Below are 16258 nucleotides of genomic sequence, written 5' to 3' on the forward strand. Positions count from 1 at the left end.
TAGTTTATTGTCATCTCTTTTATACTTTCATTCCTTCTGTCACCCGTAGCGGACAATAAACTTTTATATAGCCCTTTTAGTAAGAGAACTTTTTACTTTGGGCTTCTTTTATATGAGATTCAATAAAGATTTCAAAAGCACTTTCTCTGTGCATTTTTAAAATTTCCTTTGATTTCTCAGTGTCACCCTCTTTAATAGCATTGAGCCACAAAATATGTTCTTCATAGGATTTTTGCGGTCTGTCAATAAATTTCGTAAAAATAGCTTTTAGAAACTCTGTTTTCTCCCAATAATTCATGATTAGTTCGTATAACTGGCTATATGGGCCTGCACTATATATAAGCATGTGGAACTCCTTATTTAATTGTCCATACATGCTATTATCCTTTTCCTTGATGGTTACCTCCATCGCTTCTAGCATCTGATCTAATTTTATAATCCTTGATTCGTCAATATAAGGAATAACTAGTTTTGCTGCCAGTCCTTCCAATTCAATCATAATAAGTACAGTCTCCCTGAATCTTTCAAGTTCAAAGGAGATAACCCTAGCTCCGATATGTGGAATTACTTCAACAAAATGATCCTGTTGTAATCTCTTAATAGCTTCCCTCACAGGCATTGAGCTTACATTAAATTCATCTGCCAATTCTGAAATAACCAATCTTTCTCCTGGTTTAACTATACCATAAATTATTTTATCCTTGATTTTTTGATAGATAATATCATTTTTTGTGTAGAAATCCATTTTCTTCCCACCTCTATACTTTGCATTCTATCATATAATTTGATCAAATATCATATTCTATTTTCGCTAAATTGCGTCTTTTTATGAAGTTTTCTCCATCATGCTCCTATTTTCTTTCTATTATTAACTATTTTAAAATATTCTGTTCATTTTAGACAAGGGGACGGTTCTCTTGTCTGAGTTCTCCCCGGGTCGTTTTATTTTCTTTATCCTTAATTAATCCTTAATCAAATTCTAAAAAAGTCTTAAGGATATTTAAATGGATTCTTAATGTCTCTCCCTTAAAATAACCATAACAACTGTAAAGGAGAGCTAAAAATGAAAATTATCAAGAAAGATATTATGGCTTTATGCCTGATGATCACCATTCCCCTTTCAAACGCCCTCTATATCATTTTAAACCATGGAAAACGGGGCGCATATAGTCTTATGACGGATATAGACCGTGGAATCCCCTTTTTAAAAATATTTGTTATTCCCTATATAGCATGGTATCTATTTTTATTTTGTACCTTTGTTTACTTTTGTTTAAAAGATCGGGAAGTCTATTACAAGACATTACTTTCCCTGAACTTAGGTCTTTTGGTCTGCTATGCTGTATATTTTTTTTATCAGACTACAGTACCGAGACCGTTACTGGCGGAAGAGGATATTTTAACCAGGATGGTGGCATGGGTATATGCCACGGACCAACCCTTTAATTGTTTTCCAAGTATCCACTCTTTAACCAGCTATCTGATGTTCAAGGGAATTAGACACAGCCATATTAGAAATAAACAAAATCAGCTGGTGATTTCCAGCATAGCCTTTACCATAATTCTGTCTACCCTATTTATAAAACAGCATGCCATTTTGGATGCGATTGCTGCTATTTTTCTGGGCGAAGTGTCATTTAACCTGGTTAACAGCCTATTCCAGCGGCAAAAAGAGAGAAATGGTCATTATATCCCAGATGTAAAAAAGAACTATTAACTATAAACCTGCATGATGCAATATGTCCATTGACAAAAGACTTATATTTGATTAATATTTTAATAAATTGTTTTTAGAAGTACATAACAGCTTTTTATTGGTCTGCCGGTTTTTAATAATGTACTTCGTAAAATATTTTATAATCGACTTAGAAAGGGATGTCATTATGTATTCATTTACACCCATTGGCGTATGTGCACAAAAAATCATTTTTTCTATCAGTGATGGCGTTGTAAAGGACGTGGCTTTTTCCGGAGGATGTTCTGGAAACCTGCAGGGAATCAGCCGTCTAGTTGATGGTATGCAGGTAGAGGAAGCAATTGTTAAACTGAGAGGAATTACCTGTGGAGGCAAAATCACATCATGTCCCGATCAGCTGGCGAAAGCGCTGGAAACAGGGATAAAAAAACAGGCTGGTTAAGAAAACGCGGGGATAGTTTGAATTGGTTTTCTTTAAGAAACTTATACAAGTTGATTCGCCATCCTACTAATCTTATTAGTCAGCAGAGAGCGGCTTTGCAATTCCTTTAAAAAATACTGAATCAAGTCAGGTGTGTCCTCACTTGATCCACAGATAGTAGCTTTATGACCGAATTGCTTAAGCATAAAAAGGGCCTAGATGATCTAAGCCCTTTTCTCACTCTTGTTGAATTATTTTTATTTCCTTAGCTTTGCAACAGGCCCTAATATCGTGAACGGTCTGCTTAAACATCTCGATAAATTTAGTATCGGATTTGACCATGACCTCTTCTATTTCTGCTTTCATGGATAAGGCATTTTCTGACTTATACTTCCTTGTGTCTGCGACAATTTTCTTTAACGCTTCCCCAAACATAATAATCTCGCTATCTATGGCGGTGATATTCTCCCAACAAAGCTTATGCACGGAAATGCTGCGCTCATTTCGTTTGAAAAACTCCTGGTAGATATATTCAGTGATGTGTGGAACATAAATGGCATATAGCTTAAGAATATTAAGCATGCAATAATACAATGCATATTGTGCCGATTGGCGTTCCTTATATCCGTGTTTCTCCGGCTGGTATAAGCGTTCTTTGACAATCTCCAGGTAATAATCACATAAATCTTTCCAGAAAAAGTCATCTATTTCGTGCCTTGCCGAACCTATTTCATATTGGTTCAGAAGCTTTGCCGCCTCAAATGTAGTTTGTCTGCAGCGCTCTATTATCCACCGATCAACAGGCATTAAATCTATTTCAGCACTCAGGTCAATATCATATAAATGGGATATTGCAAATTTTGATGCATTCCATAGCTTGGTAATAAATCTCTTAGCAATGCTCAATTCTTCCAAAGAGAAGAATGTATCTGTACCAAGCTTGGAATTGGCAGCCCAATACCTTATAACATCAGCAGAATGATTTTCAATAAGCACAGCTGGTGACTGTTCAGAATTACGCTTTGATTTACTGATTTTTTCTCCTTTTTTTGCAAGAACAAATCCACAAATCATTATATCCTTCCAAGGAATTTCACCCGTATGGTAAAGACTCTTAACGATTGTGTAAAATGCCCATGTACGGATAATTTCATGGGCCTGCGTTCTCATACTCATTGGCAAAAGCTTATTGGATATATCATTTTCTTCACACCATTTTGCATTTATCTGCGGTGTAACTGATGAAGTCGCCCATGTATCAAATACGGAACTCTCAGGTATAAATTCATTGCATCCACACGCACAAGGCATATTAGGGCTTGTTTCAAGAGGATTTACAGGCAACCTGTCTTCACTTGCAAGTATAGCTTTACCACACCCTTTACAATACCATACTGGAATAGGAACGCCAAAGTAGCGTTGGCGGGATATGCACCAGTCCCATTTTAGATTTTCAACCCACAAGGTGTATCTGTTTTTCATATGGGCAGGGTACCAATTAATTTTATCAGCAGCTTCTAAAAATAGTTTTTTATTTGAAAGAATATCAATATACCATTGTTTCGACGATATAATCTCTATTTCTTTTCCACACCGTTCATGGGCTGCAACAGTATGAATTATATTTTTCGAATCTGTAAGCAGTCCATTATCCGCCAGAAGTTTTATAATCTGTTTCCTTGCAGGCATAACTTTCAGTCCTCCAATAAAGGGAACACTTTCATCTATCCTTCCATCAGGCAGCATTATCTTTCTGTAAGGCAGCTTATGTCTTTCATACCACTCAACATCTGTACTGTCACCAAAAGTGGCACACATAACCACACCGGTACCTTTTTCAATGCTAACTTTCTCATCATAAAGTATAGGAACAGGATAATTGTATAAGGGCACAATGGCACTTTTGCCAACATACGCCTTGTACCTGCCATCCTCTGGATTTACAAATAAACAAACACAACCATAAAGCAGCTCCGGCCTTGTTGTAGCAACAATTAGATTTTCTTCACCTACCCTAAATGCGATATAATTAAATGCAGTATCTTTATCAATCGTTTCCAATTCAGCCTGGGCAATGGATGTCTGACATTCTGTGCACCATAAAACAGGCGACTCTTTCATATACGCCTTTCCATTTTCAAAGAGCCGTATAAAAGATTTCTGGGAGATTCGTTGAACTATAGGACTGATGGTTTCATACTGCAGTGACCAGTCAACCGAAAAGCCCAAGCTGTGCCATAGGTCTTTAAATTCCCTTTCATATTTCTCAGTGGTAGCAATACACTTCATAATAAATTCACTTCTAGGCAGGTTCTTCGCAATAATATCCTCATCTTTTTCCACAAGCCTTTCTGTAGGCAGGCCATTATCATCAAATCCAAAGGGATAAAAGACATTATAACCTTGCATACGCTTAAAACGTGCAATCATTTCTGCTTGTGTATAAGAAAATATGTGTCCAATGTGTAAGCTGCCGCTCACCGTTGGCGGTGGTGTATCAATAGAATAGATTACATCTTTGCTGTCAACATCAAAGCGATAAATGTTATTCTCCTTCCAAAAGCTTTGCATGTTTTTTTCTACCTGTTTAAAATCATAGTTTTTCTGCATGGCAGCACCTCCTAAAATTTTACGAACACAAAACAAAAAGTCCGCCTAAAGCTTTCTAATGTTTAGCTTAGGGCGAACTGTATGCGTCCGTGGTACCACCTAAATTCAGATATGACTATCTGCTCTCTGCCGATACGGGATAATTGATTATTAAGATCATCCGATACCGCTTCCCTTTTAACGGTGGAAATTTCCGGTGAAGTCTACTCAGATAGTATCTTTTCGGTTCACAGCTCAAAGGCTACTTCCATACTCCCGTCACGAAGATTTGCACCAACCATCTTCTCTCTGTGCTTCGGGTGAGTATGTACTCCTCCTCATCAACGCCATTTTGTTTGTGTTCGTTTATATTATTATAGTTTATTATTTTCAAAAAATCAACGAATATTCAGATATTTTCCCTGCTTCTGTAAATTTATATAAAACCATAAGCAACCTCTTTACACTTTTTAATTCCGCACCAGGTGTAAAGAGGCGTTAATACATAATTTCTTATCTGGGATGACAAAATACTAATCATAAGTTCTTTTTAGTCCATTTTCTTTCTTAACCACTGCCTGGTCATATATTTCTATTTTATAATCCAAGCGTTCTATCGTTTTCTTCATATCTTCCATCTTTTCTATTAACTGTTTGCGTTGTTCTATTAATAGCTCTTTTCTTGCGTCAATGGTTTCATCACCCTGTTGAACCAGTCTGACATACTCAATTAATGTTTCAATGGGGAGGCCTGCACTTCTCATACATTTGATAAATTCAATCCACCTGCAGTCTTCTTCCGTATAGTCCCTGATTCCACTTTTATTCCGTTTTACTTCCGGTATGAGCCCAACACGTTCATAGTAACGAAGTGTATCCGCTGAAAGTCCATATTTCTTACTTACTTCTGCAATTGTCATGCGCGTTTGCCTCCTTCTGACATCATAGCACTCCCCTATCTGCGTAAAGGAAGTTCTGCTTCAAAAGTATCCGCCACATCCTTTAAACATTTTATAATCTCAATATGCTGCGGACAGTGGCTTTCACATCTTTTACATCCTATACAGTCTGACGCCTTGCCATGCAGTTTTGTATAATTATCATAATATACTCTTTGTATCGAAAACGCGGTCTTCAAGGACTGCTTTTCCGTATTGTATAATGCAAAATACTTTGGAATGGCTATGTTTTTTGGACATTCATCTACACAATACTGACAGGCTGTACATGGAATCGCAATTGCTTCATTAATAACCTCCACAGCCCTTTTTACGACATCATATTCTTCCCGGACAAATGGCTTAAACGCTTGCATATACCCTGTATTATCCAGCAACTGCTCCATATCAGACATTCCACTTAATACCGTCATAATTCCCTCATAACTTGCTGCAAAACGGATAGCCCATGATGATATGGACATATCTGAATAGTAGTCTTTAAATAATTTCCCGGCTTTTTCAGGCACTTTTGCAAGTGTACCCCCTTTGACAGGTTCCATTACAATAACCGGTTTATTGTGCCTTCTTGCTACCTCGTAGCATTTTCTTGACTGAATGCTTTCATTGTCCCAATCCAGGTAATTGATTTGCAGCTGTACAAAATCTACTTCCGGATGGGCTGTCAGTATTTCCTCCAACAAGTCTGCATTATCATGATAAGAAAATCCTATCTGTCTAATTTTTCCTTCTTTTTTCTTCTCCTGAACAAATGCAAAGCTATCTAGTTTTTGGGCTATCTTATAATGCGCTACGCCCAGGTTATGAAGAAGATAGTAATCAAAGTAATCTACGCCGCATTTTTCCAACTGTTCGTTAAAAATTCTTTCCTGATCTTCCTTTGTTTTCAAGAACATCGTTGGTAATTTTGTCGCTAAAGTAAAACTGTCTCTTTTATGACGTTTCACTAAGGACTCCCTTATCGCGATCTCACTCTTGCCCATATGATACATATAAGCTGTATCAAAATAGGTAAAGCCTCTTTCCAAAAAAGTATCTACCATCTGATTTAATGTATCCGTATCAATACTGGTTAAATCATCCTGGTTTTTTACCGGTAAACGCATAAAACCAAACCCTAATTTTTTCATCTCCATCTTTATATTTCCCCCTTTTTTATCTTTCAGAATAATTTCATGTATAATAGGCAAGTGCGTTCAAATGCCTTGGAAAACCAGCCTGTTATTTAAATCCTATCACTTGGAGTTAACTCTAAGTCAAGTACTTTTTTGTATGCCTGCAAGAAAATGATTGGTTATATAAAATCCATTCACCCTGTTACTATATAAGTCACACTAAGTGCATTACATCCGCTTCGCCAGGGGGACAGTTTCATCGTATGAAGTGATCAAATCATAGATCAACTTTATTATATTTTCTCAATCGACAACAATTGATTTATAATCACAGTATAGATTTATAATAAAAAAGCCAGTCAAAGTGAAACTAACTCACATTAACTGACTGTTTTGCTCATAGCTCATACAAAGAAGGTAAGCTAACCCAGAAGCTTCTTGCTTATTAATCTCGAAAGTATAATTCATAAGATAAATACAACTGCCGGATATATAATTGCTTGACCCAGTTCATGAAAATCTATCAAAATACGCCTCCTCCAAATACAGCACTTTGATTTGAACAACCTACGGACGATTAGGCCTATTTCTATACTCCAAAGGTGACATTCCGTAAGCCTTTTTAAAAACTCTGCTAAAATAATGCTGTGATGTATAGCCTACCCTTGTAGAAACATTATACATGGTCACTTTGGCGTGATCATTTTCTAGAATTTGTCTTGCTTTGTCTAATCGGATGTCTGTTAGATACTCAACAAAAGACTTTCCCAACTCCTGTTTCATCAACTTGCTAATGTAGGATTTATTAACATTGAATATCTGTGCTACATGGGATAAATCCAGCTGGCTGTCATCAAAATGATTATCTATATAGGCTTTGACAGATCTTATAATGCATGAATACGCAACACTATTTTCTGAACTCGCTTCCACCCCATCTGCCCCAAGGGTCTCTGCGATTTTTCTCAAAAGACGGTTAAACTCCCCTTTGGAAACAGGTTTTAACAAATAATCAAATACTTGAAATTTTATGGCTTTATGAGCATACTCAAAATTGTCATAACCAGTAATAATCACCATAATGCTGGTTGGAGAAAACTTTTTCACCTGACTAATAAAATCAAATCCACCCATCATTGGCATGTTAATGTCTACGAAGAACAATTCTGGTGAATCCCTTATCGTATATTCTAAAGCCTCCCTGCCATTTCTTGCTTCTGCAACTACCTGAAAATCAAAGGGACTTTCCTCTATCCACTGTTTAAGTCCTTTTCTGATCTTGGGCTCATCATCTGCTATAAGAACCTTAAACATATGTACGCGCCCCCTTTATCTTTGGTATTGTAATCACCGCAGTAGTCCAACCGCTTTTCGATTGAAGGGCTAACCCGTATTTTTCGCCATACTCCAGCTTGATCCGGTGATTTACACTATATAGTCCATAGCCTTTTAGGACTTCTGTTTTTTTATCTGCCTTTAAAGCACGATTGATTTCCTCCAGGTCATCCTGAGCCATTTGAGAATTATTTATTATTTTTATAATAATATCTTCATCCTTATCGGTAATATAAATAGAGATTTTCCCCCCACTTTCCTTTTTGTTTACCCCATGGACCACGGCATTTTCCACAATGGGTTGTAAAAGAACACGCATTACCCTGTATTCCATCAAGCAGTCATCATAGTGGATACTGTAGGTCAGTCTTTGCTCATATCTTGCCTTTTGAATTCTGAGATAACTATCTATATGTTCAAGCTCTTCATCAAGGCTGATGAAGGCTTTTCCGCTGCTCAGTCCGATCCTGAAGTAAGTACTTAAAGAATCTATAAGGTTCAACACTTCCTCTGTATTGTCTTCCATAGCAACCCACTTAATGGTATCGAGGGTATTGTAAAGAAAATGGGGTTTGATTTGCTCCTGCATGATTTGAATTCTCATTTCCTTCTCTTGATAACTCAGCTTTTCAAGCTTCTCTGCCATATTGTTAAAACTCATAATAAGCCTGCCGATTTCATCTCTTCTATTACTCTGAAACCTTACGGATAAATCTCCATCTTCCACCTTTTTCATCAATTCCTTTAATTTATCAATGGGCCTAACAATAGAAGCAAAGCTCATAATCAGCAAAATCATTATCATCATTAAAAGGATAATCTCAAACACAAGGATCGCTTTCCGTATCTCATGATGGATTTCATTCATATTTTTCTCAGGAATATAATAATTAAGGGACCATCCTCTAGCCGATTTTATATCTGTTTCAAAACCCATAATATTTTCATCGGGAAAATGATGATTGGAATTTTTTTCCCCCTTTTGGATACTCTTGTTTTTTATCAGTATTTCTCCCATACCCTCGTATATATTGATTCTAGAGGCTATTCGCATCAAATCCTTAAGGGGAACCTCTCCATAGATATACTCAATCTCCCGATTGACGCCCCCCACTTTGTAAAGCATGACAACAATCTTTTGGCCCTTTTTTTCTATGGGCTCGCTCACTTTAAAGCTGGCATTTTCCTTCAATGCGTTTTGGTAATAGCTTTCCTGGCTGACCGGGTATCCCATACCCTCACAGCTTTGCTTATAGCCACCAAACTTTACAACTCCCATATCGAGATAAATATCTTTTTTTTCATGATATACAGAGCAAATATATTCTTTCGCCTTTATTTCATCCATATCAAAATTTATAATACAGGAGGCCATCATTTCCAGCTCTATTTTCCGCTGTTCAATCCAGTAGGATATCTGATTGCCCCTGGCATCAATGAGTTGGTTTGTAAGGCCTATATTCAGCAAATTAACCTTTTCTTTTACTTTACCCTCTATGTTATAAATAAATATGGAAGATACTATGAAAAAAGCGATCAATATGGACACTATAATTTTTACTTTGATGGATATTTTCATAATGCCTCCTGCTTCTATAAAACCTTGCAAATCTGCTTTACCCTTTATACACAAATGGCTTGCTCACCCTTAAAGGCAAAGACTTTTTTCTTAAAGTTTGTAATGTAAAATGCCAGAAATATACTCCGGCCCAAGCTAAAAAGAATATAGGAAAACCATAAACCATGGTTTCCCCAAAGGGGCACGATTCCAAAATAAGCCATCAGGAAGGCTGCAAGCGATAAAAGCATTGAATCTCTCACAGGAGCAGTGTAAGTGGCACCGGTAAACAATCCATAATATACCAAACCAATTCCAACAGCAAATGGGTAAATTACCAACCATAGAGAGTAGGCCAGGCTTAAATCAATGACACTTTCAATCACCGTAAAGATGTGGATGATACCTTCCCTAAAAAAGAATATCCCCAGGGACATCACCACGGCTAAAATAAAAGTCATTTTCGTAGAGATTTTTAAAACCTCACTATATAACTTTACATTCTTCTCCCCAACAGCTGTACCTACAAAAACACTGGATGCATTGGCAAACCCATCGAAAAAATAAGCAATCATATAGTGTATCTGAAATAAAACTGCATTGGCTGCCAGCATTTCGGTTCCAAGGGCCGCTCCTTTTGCCACGAACATATTGGTCACTACAAGCAGGCATACGGTCCGGATCATGAGGTCTGTATTCACGCCCATAATTTTTTTAAAGGCGGTCTTATCAAATAACTGGGTCAGATAATTTTTTACGGATAATAGATTTAGATTCATGCTAACGAGATAGAATCCAATGGCAAAAGCTGTTGCTTGTGCGATCAAGGTAGCATAGGCAACTCCGGCAACGCCCATTTTAAAGTATATTACAAATAGGATATCCAGAACAATATTGAGGATGTTGGTAAAGATCTGCAAAAACATAGAGGCCTTTACCTTTTTTCTTCCCATAAGCCATCCCAAGTTTACATAATTTAGCAAAACAAAGGGGGCGCCCCATATTAAAATGTAAAAATAAGTGGATGCTTGGCGGGCTACCGCTGCATCCGGATGAATCAGTTTCATAGCCGTGCTGATAATAGTCACCTGCAGCATTAAAAATATGGCGCTTACGATCAGCGCAATAATACCAGGCCTAAATAGGGCAAATAAACTATCCTTTTCATCCTTTGTTCCCAGTGCCTGGGCGGAGTACCCAGACGTGCTGACTCTCAAAAACCCAAATAACCAGTAAAGGGTGCTGAAAATTACTGTACCTACAGCTACCCCTCCTATGTAGGCCGGATCTTCAAGCCTGCCTATAACAGCTGTATCTACTGCCCCCAGCAAGGGCTGTGTTATTGTTGATATTGTAAAGGGTATAGCAAGCTTAAGATATTCTTTGGACTTCATAGATTTCCTCCTTCTCATTCATCCTCATGGCAGCATGCAGCAGTGCCTTAGAATACGCTTCTTTCACATTTTTTAAATCTGCTATCGAATGCACTTCCTCAACTGTCCTGCCTTCTTTAAAAAAGATTACCCGGTCACAGATATAAGTAATTGCAGTTAAATCGTGGGTAATAAAAATATAGGATATGTTCATCTCCTTTTTTAGCTGGATGAGCAAATCCAATATCTGTACTTGAATTGACACATCCAGGGAGCTTATGGCTTCGTCAAGAACAATAAGCTTCGGATTCGTAGTGATGGCTCTGGCAATACACACCCTCTGTAATTGACCGCCACTGAGTTCATGGGGGTAACGGTATAAATATTCCTCTGCCAAACCTACTTTTTCTAAGAGATCAATAGCCTTTTGAATAATATCTTTTCTTTCTAAATTCTCAAAGGTTCTGAGGGGTTCCGAAAGAATATCCAAGACCTGAAACCTGGGATTAACAGAAGAAATATAGTCTTGAAAAACAACACTTATCTTTTGTTTTATCGCTTTGTTTTTGGTTTTAGTAATATCCGCACCCTCAATCGCTATACTCCCCCGGTCTGCTTTCTCTACCCCAATGATTAAACGGCCTAGGGTGCTTTTGCCGCTGCCGCTTTCACCAATAATACCCAAGCATTCCCTTTCTTTGAGGTACAGGGATATCCCTTTCAAAATTTCAATCTTTTCCTTGCTCATAATATCAAAGGATTTTTTGTAGCTTTTGTAGACATCCTTCACTTCTAACAGCATGCCTTTCCCCCCTATCCCATAACCTGATGAAATCTATCCACCAATGCCCTTCTCGTATTGATTAAATATCTCGTATGCTGATTTTTTGAATGCGTCAGAAGGTACTGGGTTTCTCCCTTCTCTATAACTTTACCGTCTTTCATCACTAAAATATCATCGGAAATCTTTGCTACAGCTCCCAAATCATGAGATATAAAAATCATAGATGTATTGTATTCTTCTTTGATCTTGACAAACTGCTCCATCACCTTGACCACATTGATGGCATCCACAGCTGTAGTGGGCTCATCTGCAATAATAATACCCGGTTTTAATGTGAGGGCAATCCCTATCATAACCCGCTGGAGCATTCCTCCACTCAATTGATGAGGATATTTTTTCAGTACCTCCCTGGGAGAGCGGATGTGCATCTCCTCCAATGCTTTTAAAGAAATATCCAAAGCCTCTTTTTTTCCTATATTCATATTTTCAATAAACGTTTCCATAATTTGTTCCTGTATAGGATAAAGGGGATTGAAAGCAGTCATAGGATTTTGTAATATCATGGAGATTTCCTTTCCCCTAATATTCCTAATCTTTCTCTTGCCAGCCTTCAACAGGTGTACATCCTTAAAGATGACTTCTCCCTGGATCTCAAAATCCTTATTCAAAAGCCCTAATATAGCTTTACAAGTCATGCTCTTGCCGCTTCCGCTCTCACCCAGGATGCCCAGGCAGCGGTTTTTCTTTAAAGTAAAAGAAATGTCGGAAATAACACTCCTTATCCCACTACTGTCTCTGTATTGTACTTTTAAATGATTGACCTTTAATATGTCTGCAGTCATCCTATACCTCCTTCGGATCTAATATATCCCTCAAGCTATCCCCCAACAGATTAAAAGCAGATACAATGATCAGGACTGCAATGCCGGGAGCAAGCATTTGTGTTGGATAGGAAGTAATCACATTTTTTGCCTCGCTTAGCATAGCCCCCCATTCTGCTGCTGGTGCTTGAATTCCAAGACCCAGGAAGGAAAGTGTGGAAATACTGATAATCACCCAGCCCATATCCAGGGTCGCCAGTACAATAACCTCCGGTAGAACGTTGGGAATCATGTGCCTCATGATAATAAAGCCCTTTCCTGTTCCTATCGTTTTAGAATACAAAATATAGTTTTTATTGCTGTGCCGGAGCACACTGGAGCGAATCATCCTAGCATACCAGGCCCACTTGATGGCAATGCTGGCAATGATGACATTGCGTATTCCCACCCCCATCATCCCAACCACCGCCAATATCATAACCTGACTGGGAAAAGACAGCATGATATCAACCACCCTCATGAGGATCTCATCAACCAGGCCTCTAGCATACCCGGATATCACCCCGATGATTGTCCCAAGGGTAATTGTGCAGAGCATGGTGAGTAGGGACAAAAATAAAGTGGGCCTAATGCCGTGAATAAGCCTGGATAATATGCAGCGTCCAAGATGATCCGTCCCTAGTGGGAATTCCCGGCTACCTGAGGCATATTTTTTAGATATGCTTGTTTTATTCGGATCATTCGGCGCAAGCTCCTCCGCAAAAATCCCAATGAGCATGGTGGATACTATAATGATTAAAGTCATTACAGCTATTTTATCTTTTATTATTTTTTTCAGCATGTTACATTCCCTCCCGCAATCTTGGGTCCAGATTATGATGCAGGATATCTACGATCAGGTTACAGCAAATAAATAGCATTCCCATCATCAGGATATATGCCTGAATGACGGGATAGTCCCTGTTGAAAATTGCAGAAATACACAATCGTCCAATTCCCGGCCAGGAAAAAATGTTTTCGATCACAACGGTTCCGGCCACAAGTTGAACAATACTCATTCCCAAAGCAGTAATAGAGGATTGGAGAGAATTTCGAAGGACATGTTTTAGAATGATATTTCTCTCCTTTAGCCCTCTGATCCTCGCATAAAAAACATAATTCTCTGTCATATTTTCTAATATATTGGTCCGTATCAATCGAACGTAGGTAGAAATATAGGTAAGGCTTAGGGTAACGGCCGGCAGAATAATGGCTCCTGACTCTTTGTTTCCCCCTGTCGGTAAAAGGTCTAACTTTACCGCAAACAACCATATCAGCAAAATTCCCATCCAATAGTTGGGCATAGCCGTAGCAACAAATATAAATATTCTTACGGTCCTATCAAAAATACTATCCTTAAATACAGCACAGAGGATACCTAGGGGAATGCTTACCAGGATAACGATCCATAGAGAGGCAGCCGCAAGCTTCAATGTAGCGGGCAAATTTCTGGCAATCTCATCGATTACCCTTCTGTCCTTATGAACATAGGAATTTCCAAAATCCAAATGGAGCACATCCCATAGCCAGGTAAGATATCGCTGGAAATAGGGTCTGTTCAATCCCAACTCTTCTCTCATACCTGCGATTGCTTCCTCTGTGGGGATAATTTCATTCACCCGTAATGCAACCTCTGCCGGATCCGCCGGAATCAAGTTTATGAGAACAAAGGCAATAAAGGATACGGCCAGCATCATAGGCAAAGCTATTAAAATCCTTTTGAGGATATATTTTCTCATCTTTACCTCCCTCATAGCTTTTAAAACATGGAAGATGGTCATAGATAAATTTCTCTATGACCAAATCTGCAGTAAAAGCTTTATTCAATGTACATTCTATCAAGGGGTACTTCGTACTGTGAAGGATTAAAGGTTACATTCTTCACCTTCTCGTTGTATACAGCTCTATTTCTCTCAAAGGTCAAAGGAACATAAATGGCTTCATTATGTAGATAAGTAAGAATGTAATCATAATACGCTTGCCTTTGAATTTCATCTGTACTTGTAAAGGCCTCTAAAATTGTATCATGAAGTTTTTTAACCTCTTCGAGACCCTGTTGGGCTGCATAGTCTCCATAAACAGCAGGCATTCTCATCCCTCCAAGGAAAGAGTGGGGATCATAGGGTGTGCCCCATGATATATTGAAAGTAATGCTAAAATCTCCGGCCTTCATTCTATCCCTATAGGCTTGTTCTTCTTCTCCGGTGATATTGAGCCTAAGGCCAATATTTCTCATTTGATCCTGTAAATATTCAGATATGTTTTTTTCTGTTACACTGTCCGCATTATAGTGCATTAAAACTTCCAAAGGCTTGCCATCCTTTTCCCGTACGCCTGTGGCCGGATTCATCTTCCAGCCCGTCTCCTCAAGAAGACCATTGCTCTTCTCTAAAGAATACTTATATCCCTCCAGTTCAACATTGCAATAAGGAACCGTCTTTGCAAGCAGTCTGTCGGCAGGTGATTCCAGTCCATAGAAGATTTCCTCAGATATTTCCTCTCGGTTTACTGCCGCATTAATGGCCTGCCGTACATTTACATCTGATAGAATTTTATCCGTTGAATTCATAATAAGCATCCTTGTAGCCAGCGGATCTGATAAACTGGCCCCAAAGCCTTCCATTTTGGAAAACTTAAGATAGGTTTCTGCATCAACCATGTTGGTTCCAAATATAATATCAATCTCTCCTTTTTCCAGAGCGAGGGTTCTGATTTGATTATCTGGAATAACCTTTGCAATAATCCGGCTAATCTCTGGCCTCTCACCCCAGTAGTTTGTGTTCACGTCAAAGACGGCATATTGATCCTTGTGGTTTTCCGCAAGAACATATTTTCCTGTACCAATCAGCCCATTTACGCCGTTTTTAGTCGTCCCGTCAATAAAACAATTCGGAGATATGAACCTAAAAGGCCGTGTTACTGCCAGTTCTACCAGAAGCGGGTAGTAGGGCTCCTTTAATTTCATCTCAAAGGTATAATCATCTATGGCAGCAAACCCGTCTAATAAGCGAATGCTTTCAAGCCAACCATGTCGCTCTTTGTTATCATAAATAGCTTGAATATTGGCTTCTACCGCATGAGCATCAAATTTATGCCCATCAGAAAAAGTTATTCCCTGTCTTATATGAAAGGTATAGGTGCGTCCATCTTCAGATATATCCCAGTCCTTTGCAAGCCAAGGCTTAACGCCCTCATCAGTAATCATTACAAGGCCTTCAAACAGCAAATTTTGTGCAAAAAGCTCTCCACTGTAAATATGCGGGTTCAAATCCCTTATGTCTCTAAAATTAACGTAAACGATTTCATCTTTTGTATTGTTTTCATTATTTTTGTTTTCTTCAGCAGCAGTGTCTGCTTTTCCTCCTGAAGAACAACCGGTAAACATCGCTACAAATAGGATCATCATAATGAATGATTTGATCATTCTGCTCTTGAATAGCATATTAGTACCCCTTTCATGTGTAATATAGTGCATCGATCCAGAAAATCCTACGAACACATCGAGTAAATGATAATAATAATCATCTTCATTTCCTCACAATTATATAAGAACTCTTTGATACTGTCT

Annotated in this window: 14 protein-coding genes and 1 other annotated feature; of the genes, 2 read left to right on the forward strand and 12 right to left on the reverse strand. The window is 38.3% G+C overall.

The genetic code is table 11. From position 1 onward, the window contains the following. Positions 1–76: 76 nt before the first annotated feature. The gene (locus Gferi_RS08070) at positions 77–745 is read right to left on the reverse strand and encodes a GntR family transcriptional regulator (RefSeq protein ID WP_069975311.1); all 669 of its coding nucleotides are present in this window, start codon (positions 743–745) and stop codon (positions 77–79) included. Positions 746–1063: 318 nt separating this feature from the next. Here Gferi_RS08070 and Gferi_RS08075 point away from each other — a divergent pair, with 318 nt between their 5' ends. After that, positions 1064–1717 carry a phosphatase PAP2 family protein gene (locus Gferi_RS08075; protein WP_069975313.1) on the forward strand — a complete coding sequence of 218 codons (654 nt, stop codon included), beginning with the start codon at positions 1064–1066 and terminating at the stop codon, positions 1715–1717. A 166-nt stretch (positions 1718–1883) separates the two neighbouring features. Further along, on the forward strand, positions 1884–2138 hold the full coding sequence (locus tag Gferi_RS08080) for a TIGR03905 family TSCPD domain-containing protein (RefSeq protein ID WP_069975315.1): 255 nt from the start codon (positions 1884–1886) through the stop codon (positions 2136–2138). Positions 2139–2354: 216 nt separating this feature from the next. Here Gferi_RS08080 and Gferi_RS08085 read toward each other — a convergent pair whose 3' ends face one another. The 11 genes from Gferi_RS08085 to nikA form a co-directional block, all read right to left on the reverse strand. Next, positions 2355–4727, reverse strand: coding sequence for a valine--tRNA ligase (locus tag Gferi_RS08085; protein ID WP_069975317.1), 2373 nt, complete (start codon positions 4725–4727; stop codon positions 2355–2357). 65 nt (positions 4728–4792) lie between these two features. Beyond that, positions 4793–5060 (reverse strand) — a binding site (T-box leader). Positions 5061–5239: 179 nt separating this feature from the next. Then, positions 5240–5626, reverse strand: coding sequence for a MerR family transcriptional regulator (locus Gferi_RS08090; protein ID WP_069975319.1), 387 nt, complete (start codon positions 5624–5626; stop codon positions 5240–5242). Positions 5627–5661: 35 nt separating this feature from the next. Further along, positions 5662–6801: an aldo/keto reductase gene (locus Gferi_RS08095; protein ID WP_069975322.1), complete on the reverse strand. Its 1140-nt coding sequence runs from the start codon at positions 6799–6801 to the stop codon at positions 5662–5664. Between the two features lie 546 nt (positions 6802–7347). Then, positions 7348–8094, reverse strand: a complete 747-nt coding sequence (locus tag Gferi_RS08100) for a response regulator transcription factor (RefSeq protein ID WP_069975328.1) — start codon at positions 8092–8094, stop codon at positions 7348–7350. Beyond that, entirely contained in the window at positions 8087–9694 is a 1608-nt protein-coding gene (locus tag Gferi_RS08105; RefSeq protein ID WP_156782347.1) for a sensor histidine kinase, read from the reverse strand. The genes Gferi_RS08100 and Gferi_RS08105 overlap by 8 nt, the downstream gene beginning before the upstream one ends. A gap of 44 nt (positions 9695–9738) precedes the next feature. Further along, positions 9739–11067 carry an MATE family efflux transporter gene (locus Gferi_RS08110; protein ID WP_069975332.1) on the reverse strand — a complete coding sequence of 443 codons (1329 nt, stop codon included), beginning with the start codon at positions 11065–11067 and terminating at the stop codon, positions 9739–9741. Then, on the reverse strand, positions 11045–11848 hold the full coding sequence (locus Gferi_RS08115) for an ABC transporter ATP-binding protein (RefSeq protein WP_069975334.1): 804 nt from the start codon (positions 11846–11848) through the stop codon (positions 11045–11047). The genes Gferi_RS08110 and Gferi_RS08115 overlap by 23 nt, the downstream gene beginning before the upstream one ends. 11 nt (positions 11849–11859) lie before the next feature. Beyond that, positions 11860–12672, reverse strand: a complete 813-nt coding sequence (locus Gferi_RS08120) for an ABC transporter ATP-binding protein (RefSeq protein ID WP_069975336.1) — start codon at positions 12670–12672, stop codon at positions 11860–11862. 1 nt (position 12673) lies between these two features. Next, the gene (gene opp1C, locus Gferi_RS08125) at positions 12674–13492 is read right to left on the reverse strand and encodes a nickel/cobalt ABC transporter permease (protein WP_069975338.1); all 819 of its coding nucleotides are present in this window, start codon (positions 13490–13492) and stop codon (positions 12674–12676) included. 1 nt (position 13493) lies between these two features. Beyond that, the gene (opp1B, locus tag Gferi_RS08130; protein ID WP_069975340.1) at positions 13494–14429 is read right to left on the reverse strand and encodes a nickel/cobalt ABC transporter permease; all 936 of its coding nucleotides are present in this window, start codon (positions 14427–14429) and stop codon (positions 13494–13496) included. Between the two features lie 80 nt (positions 14430–14509). Further along, positions 14510–16132, reverse strand: a complete 1623-nt coding sequence (gene nikA / locus Gferi_RS08135; RefSeq protein ID WP_069975342.1) for a nickel ABC transporter substrate-binding protein — start codon at positions 16130–16132, stop codon at positions 14510–14512. Between the last annotated feature and the right edge of the window lie 126 nt (positions 16133–16258).

Source organism: Geosporobacter ferrireducens (genome assembly GCF_001750685.1).
Classification (GTDB): domain Bacteria; phylum Bacillota; class Clostridia; order Peptostreptococcales; family Thermotaleaceae; genus Geosporobacter; species Geosporobacter ferrireducens.

Coding starts and splice junctions, on each gene's coding strand:
- Gferi_RS08070 (WP_069975311.1), bottom strand. CDS start 745: ATGGATTTCTACACAAAAAATGATATTATCTATCAAAAAATCAAGGAT.
- Gferi_RS08075 (WP_069975313.1), top strand. CDS start 1,064: ATGAAAATTATCAAGAAAGATATTATGGCTTTATGCCTGATGATCACC.
- Gferi_RS08080 (WP_069975315.1), top strand. CDS start 1,884: ATGTATTCATTTACACCCATTGGCGTATGTGCACAAAAAATCATTTTT.
- Gferi_RS08085 (WP_069975317.1), bottom strand. CDS start 4,727: ATGCAGAAAAACTATGATTTTAAACAGGTAGAAAAAAACATGCAAAGC.
- Gferi_RS08090 (WP_069975319.1), bottom strand. CDS start 5,626: ATGACAATTGCAGAAGTAAGTAAGAAATATGGACTTTCAGCGGATACA.
- Gferi_RS08095 (WP_069975322.1), bottom strand. CDS start 6,801: ATGGAGATGAAAAAATTAGGGTTTGGTTTTATGCGTTTACCGGTAAAA.
- Gferi_RS08100 (WP_069975328.1), bottom strand. CDS start 8,094: ATGTTTAAGGTTCTTATAGCAGATGATGAGCCCAAGATCAGAAAAGGA.
- Gferi_RS08105 (WP_156782347.1), bottom strand. CDS start 9,694: ATGAAAATATCCATCAAAGTAAAAATTATAGTGTCCATATTGATCGCT.
- Gferi_RS08110 (WP_069975332.1), bottom strand. CDS start 11,067: ATGAAGTCCAAAGAATATCTTAAGCTTGCTATACCCTTTACAATATCA.
- Gferi_RS08115 (WP_069975334.1), bottom strand. CDS start 11,848: ATGCTGTTAGAAGTGAAGGATGTCTACAAAAGCTACAAAAAATCCTTT.
- Gferi_RS08120 (WP_069975336.1), bottom strand. CDS start 12,672: ATGACTGCAGACATATTAAAGGTCAATCATTTAAAAGTACAATACAGA.
- opp1C (WP_069975338.1), bottom strand. CDS start 13,492: ATGCTGAAAAAAATAATAAAAGATAAAATAGCTGTAATGACTTTAATC.
- opp1B (WP_069975340.1), bottom strand. CDS start 14,429: ATGAGAAAATATATCCTCAAAAGGATTTTAATAGCTTTGCCTATGATG.
- nikA (WP_069975342.1), bottom strand. CDS start 16,132: ATGCTATTCAAGAGCAGAATGATCAAATCATTCATTATGATGATCCTA.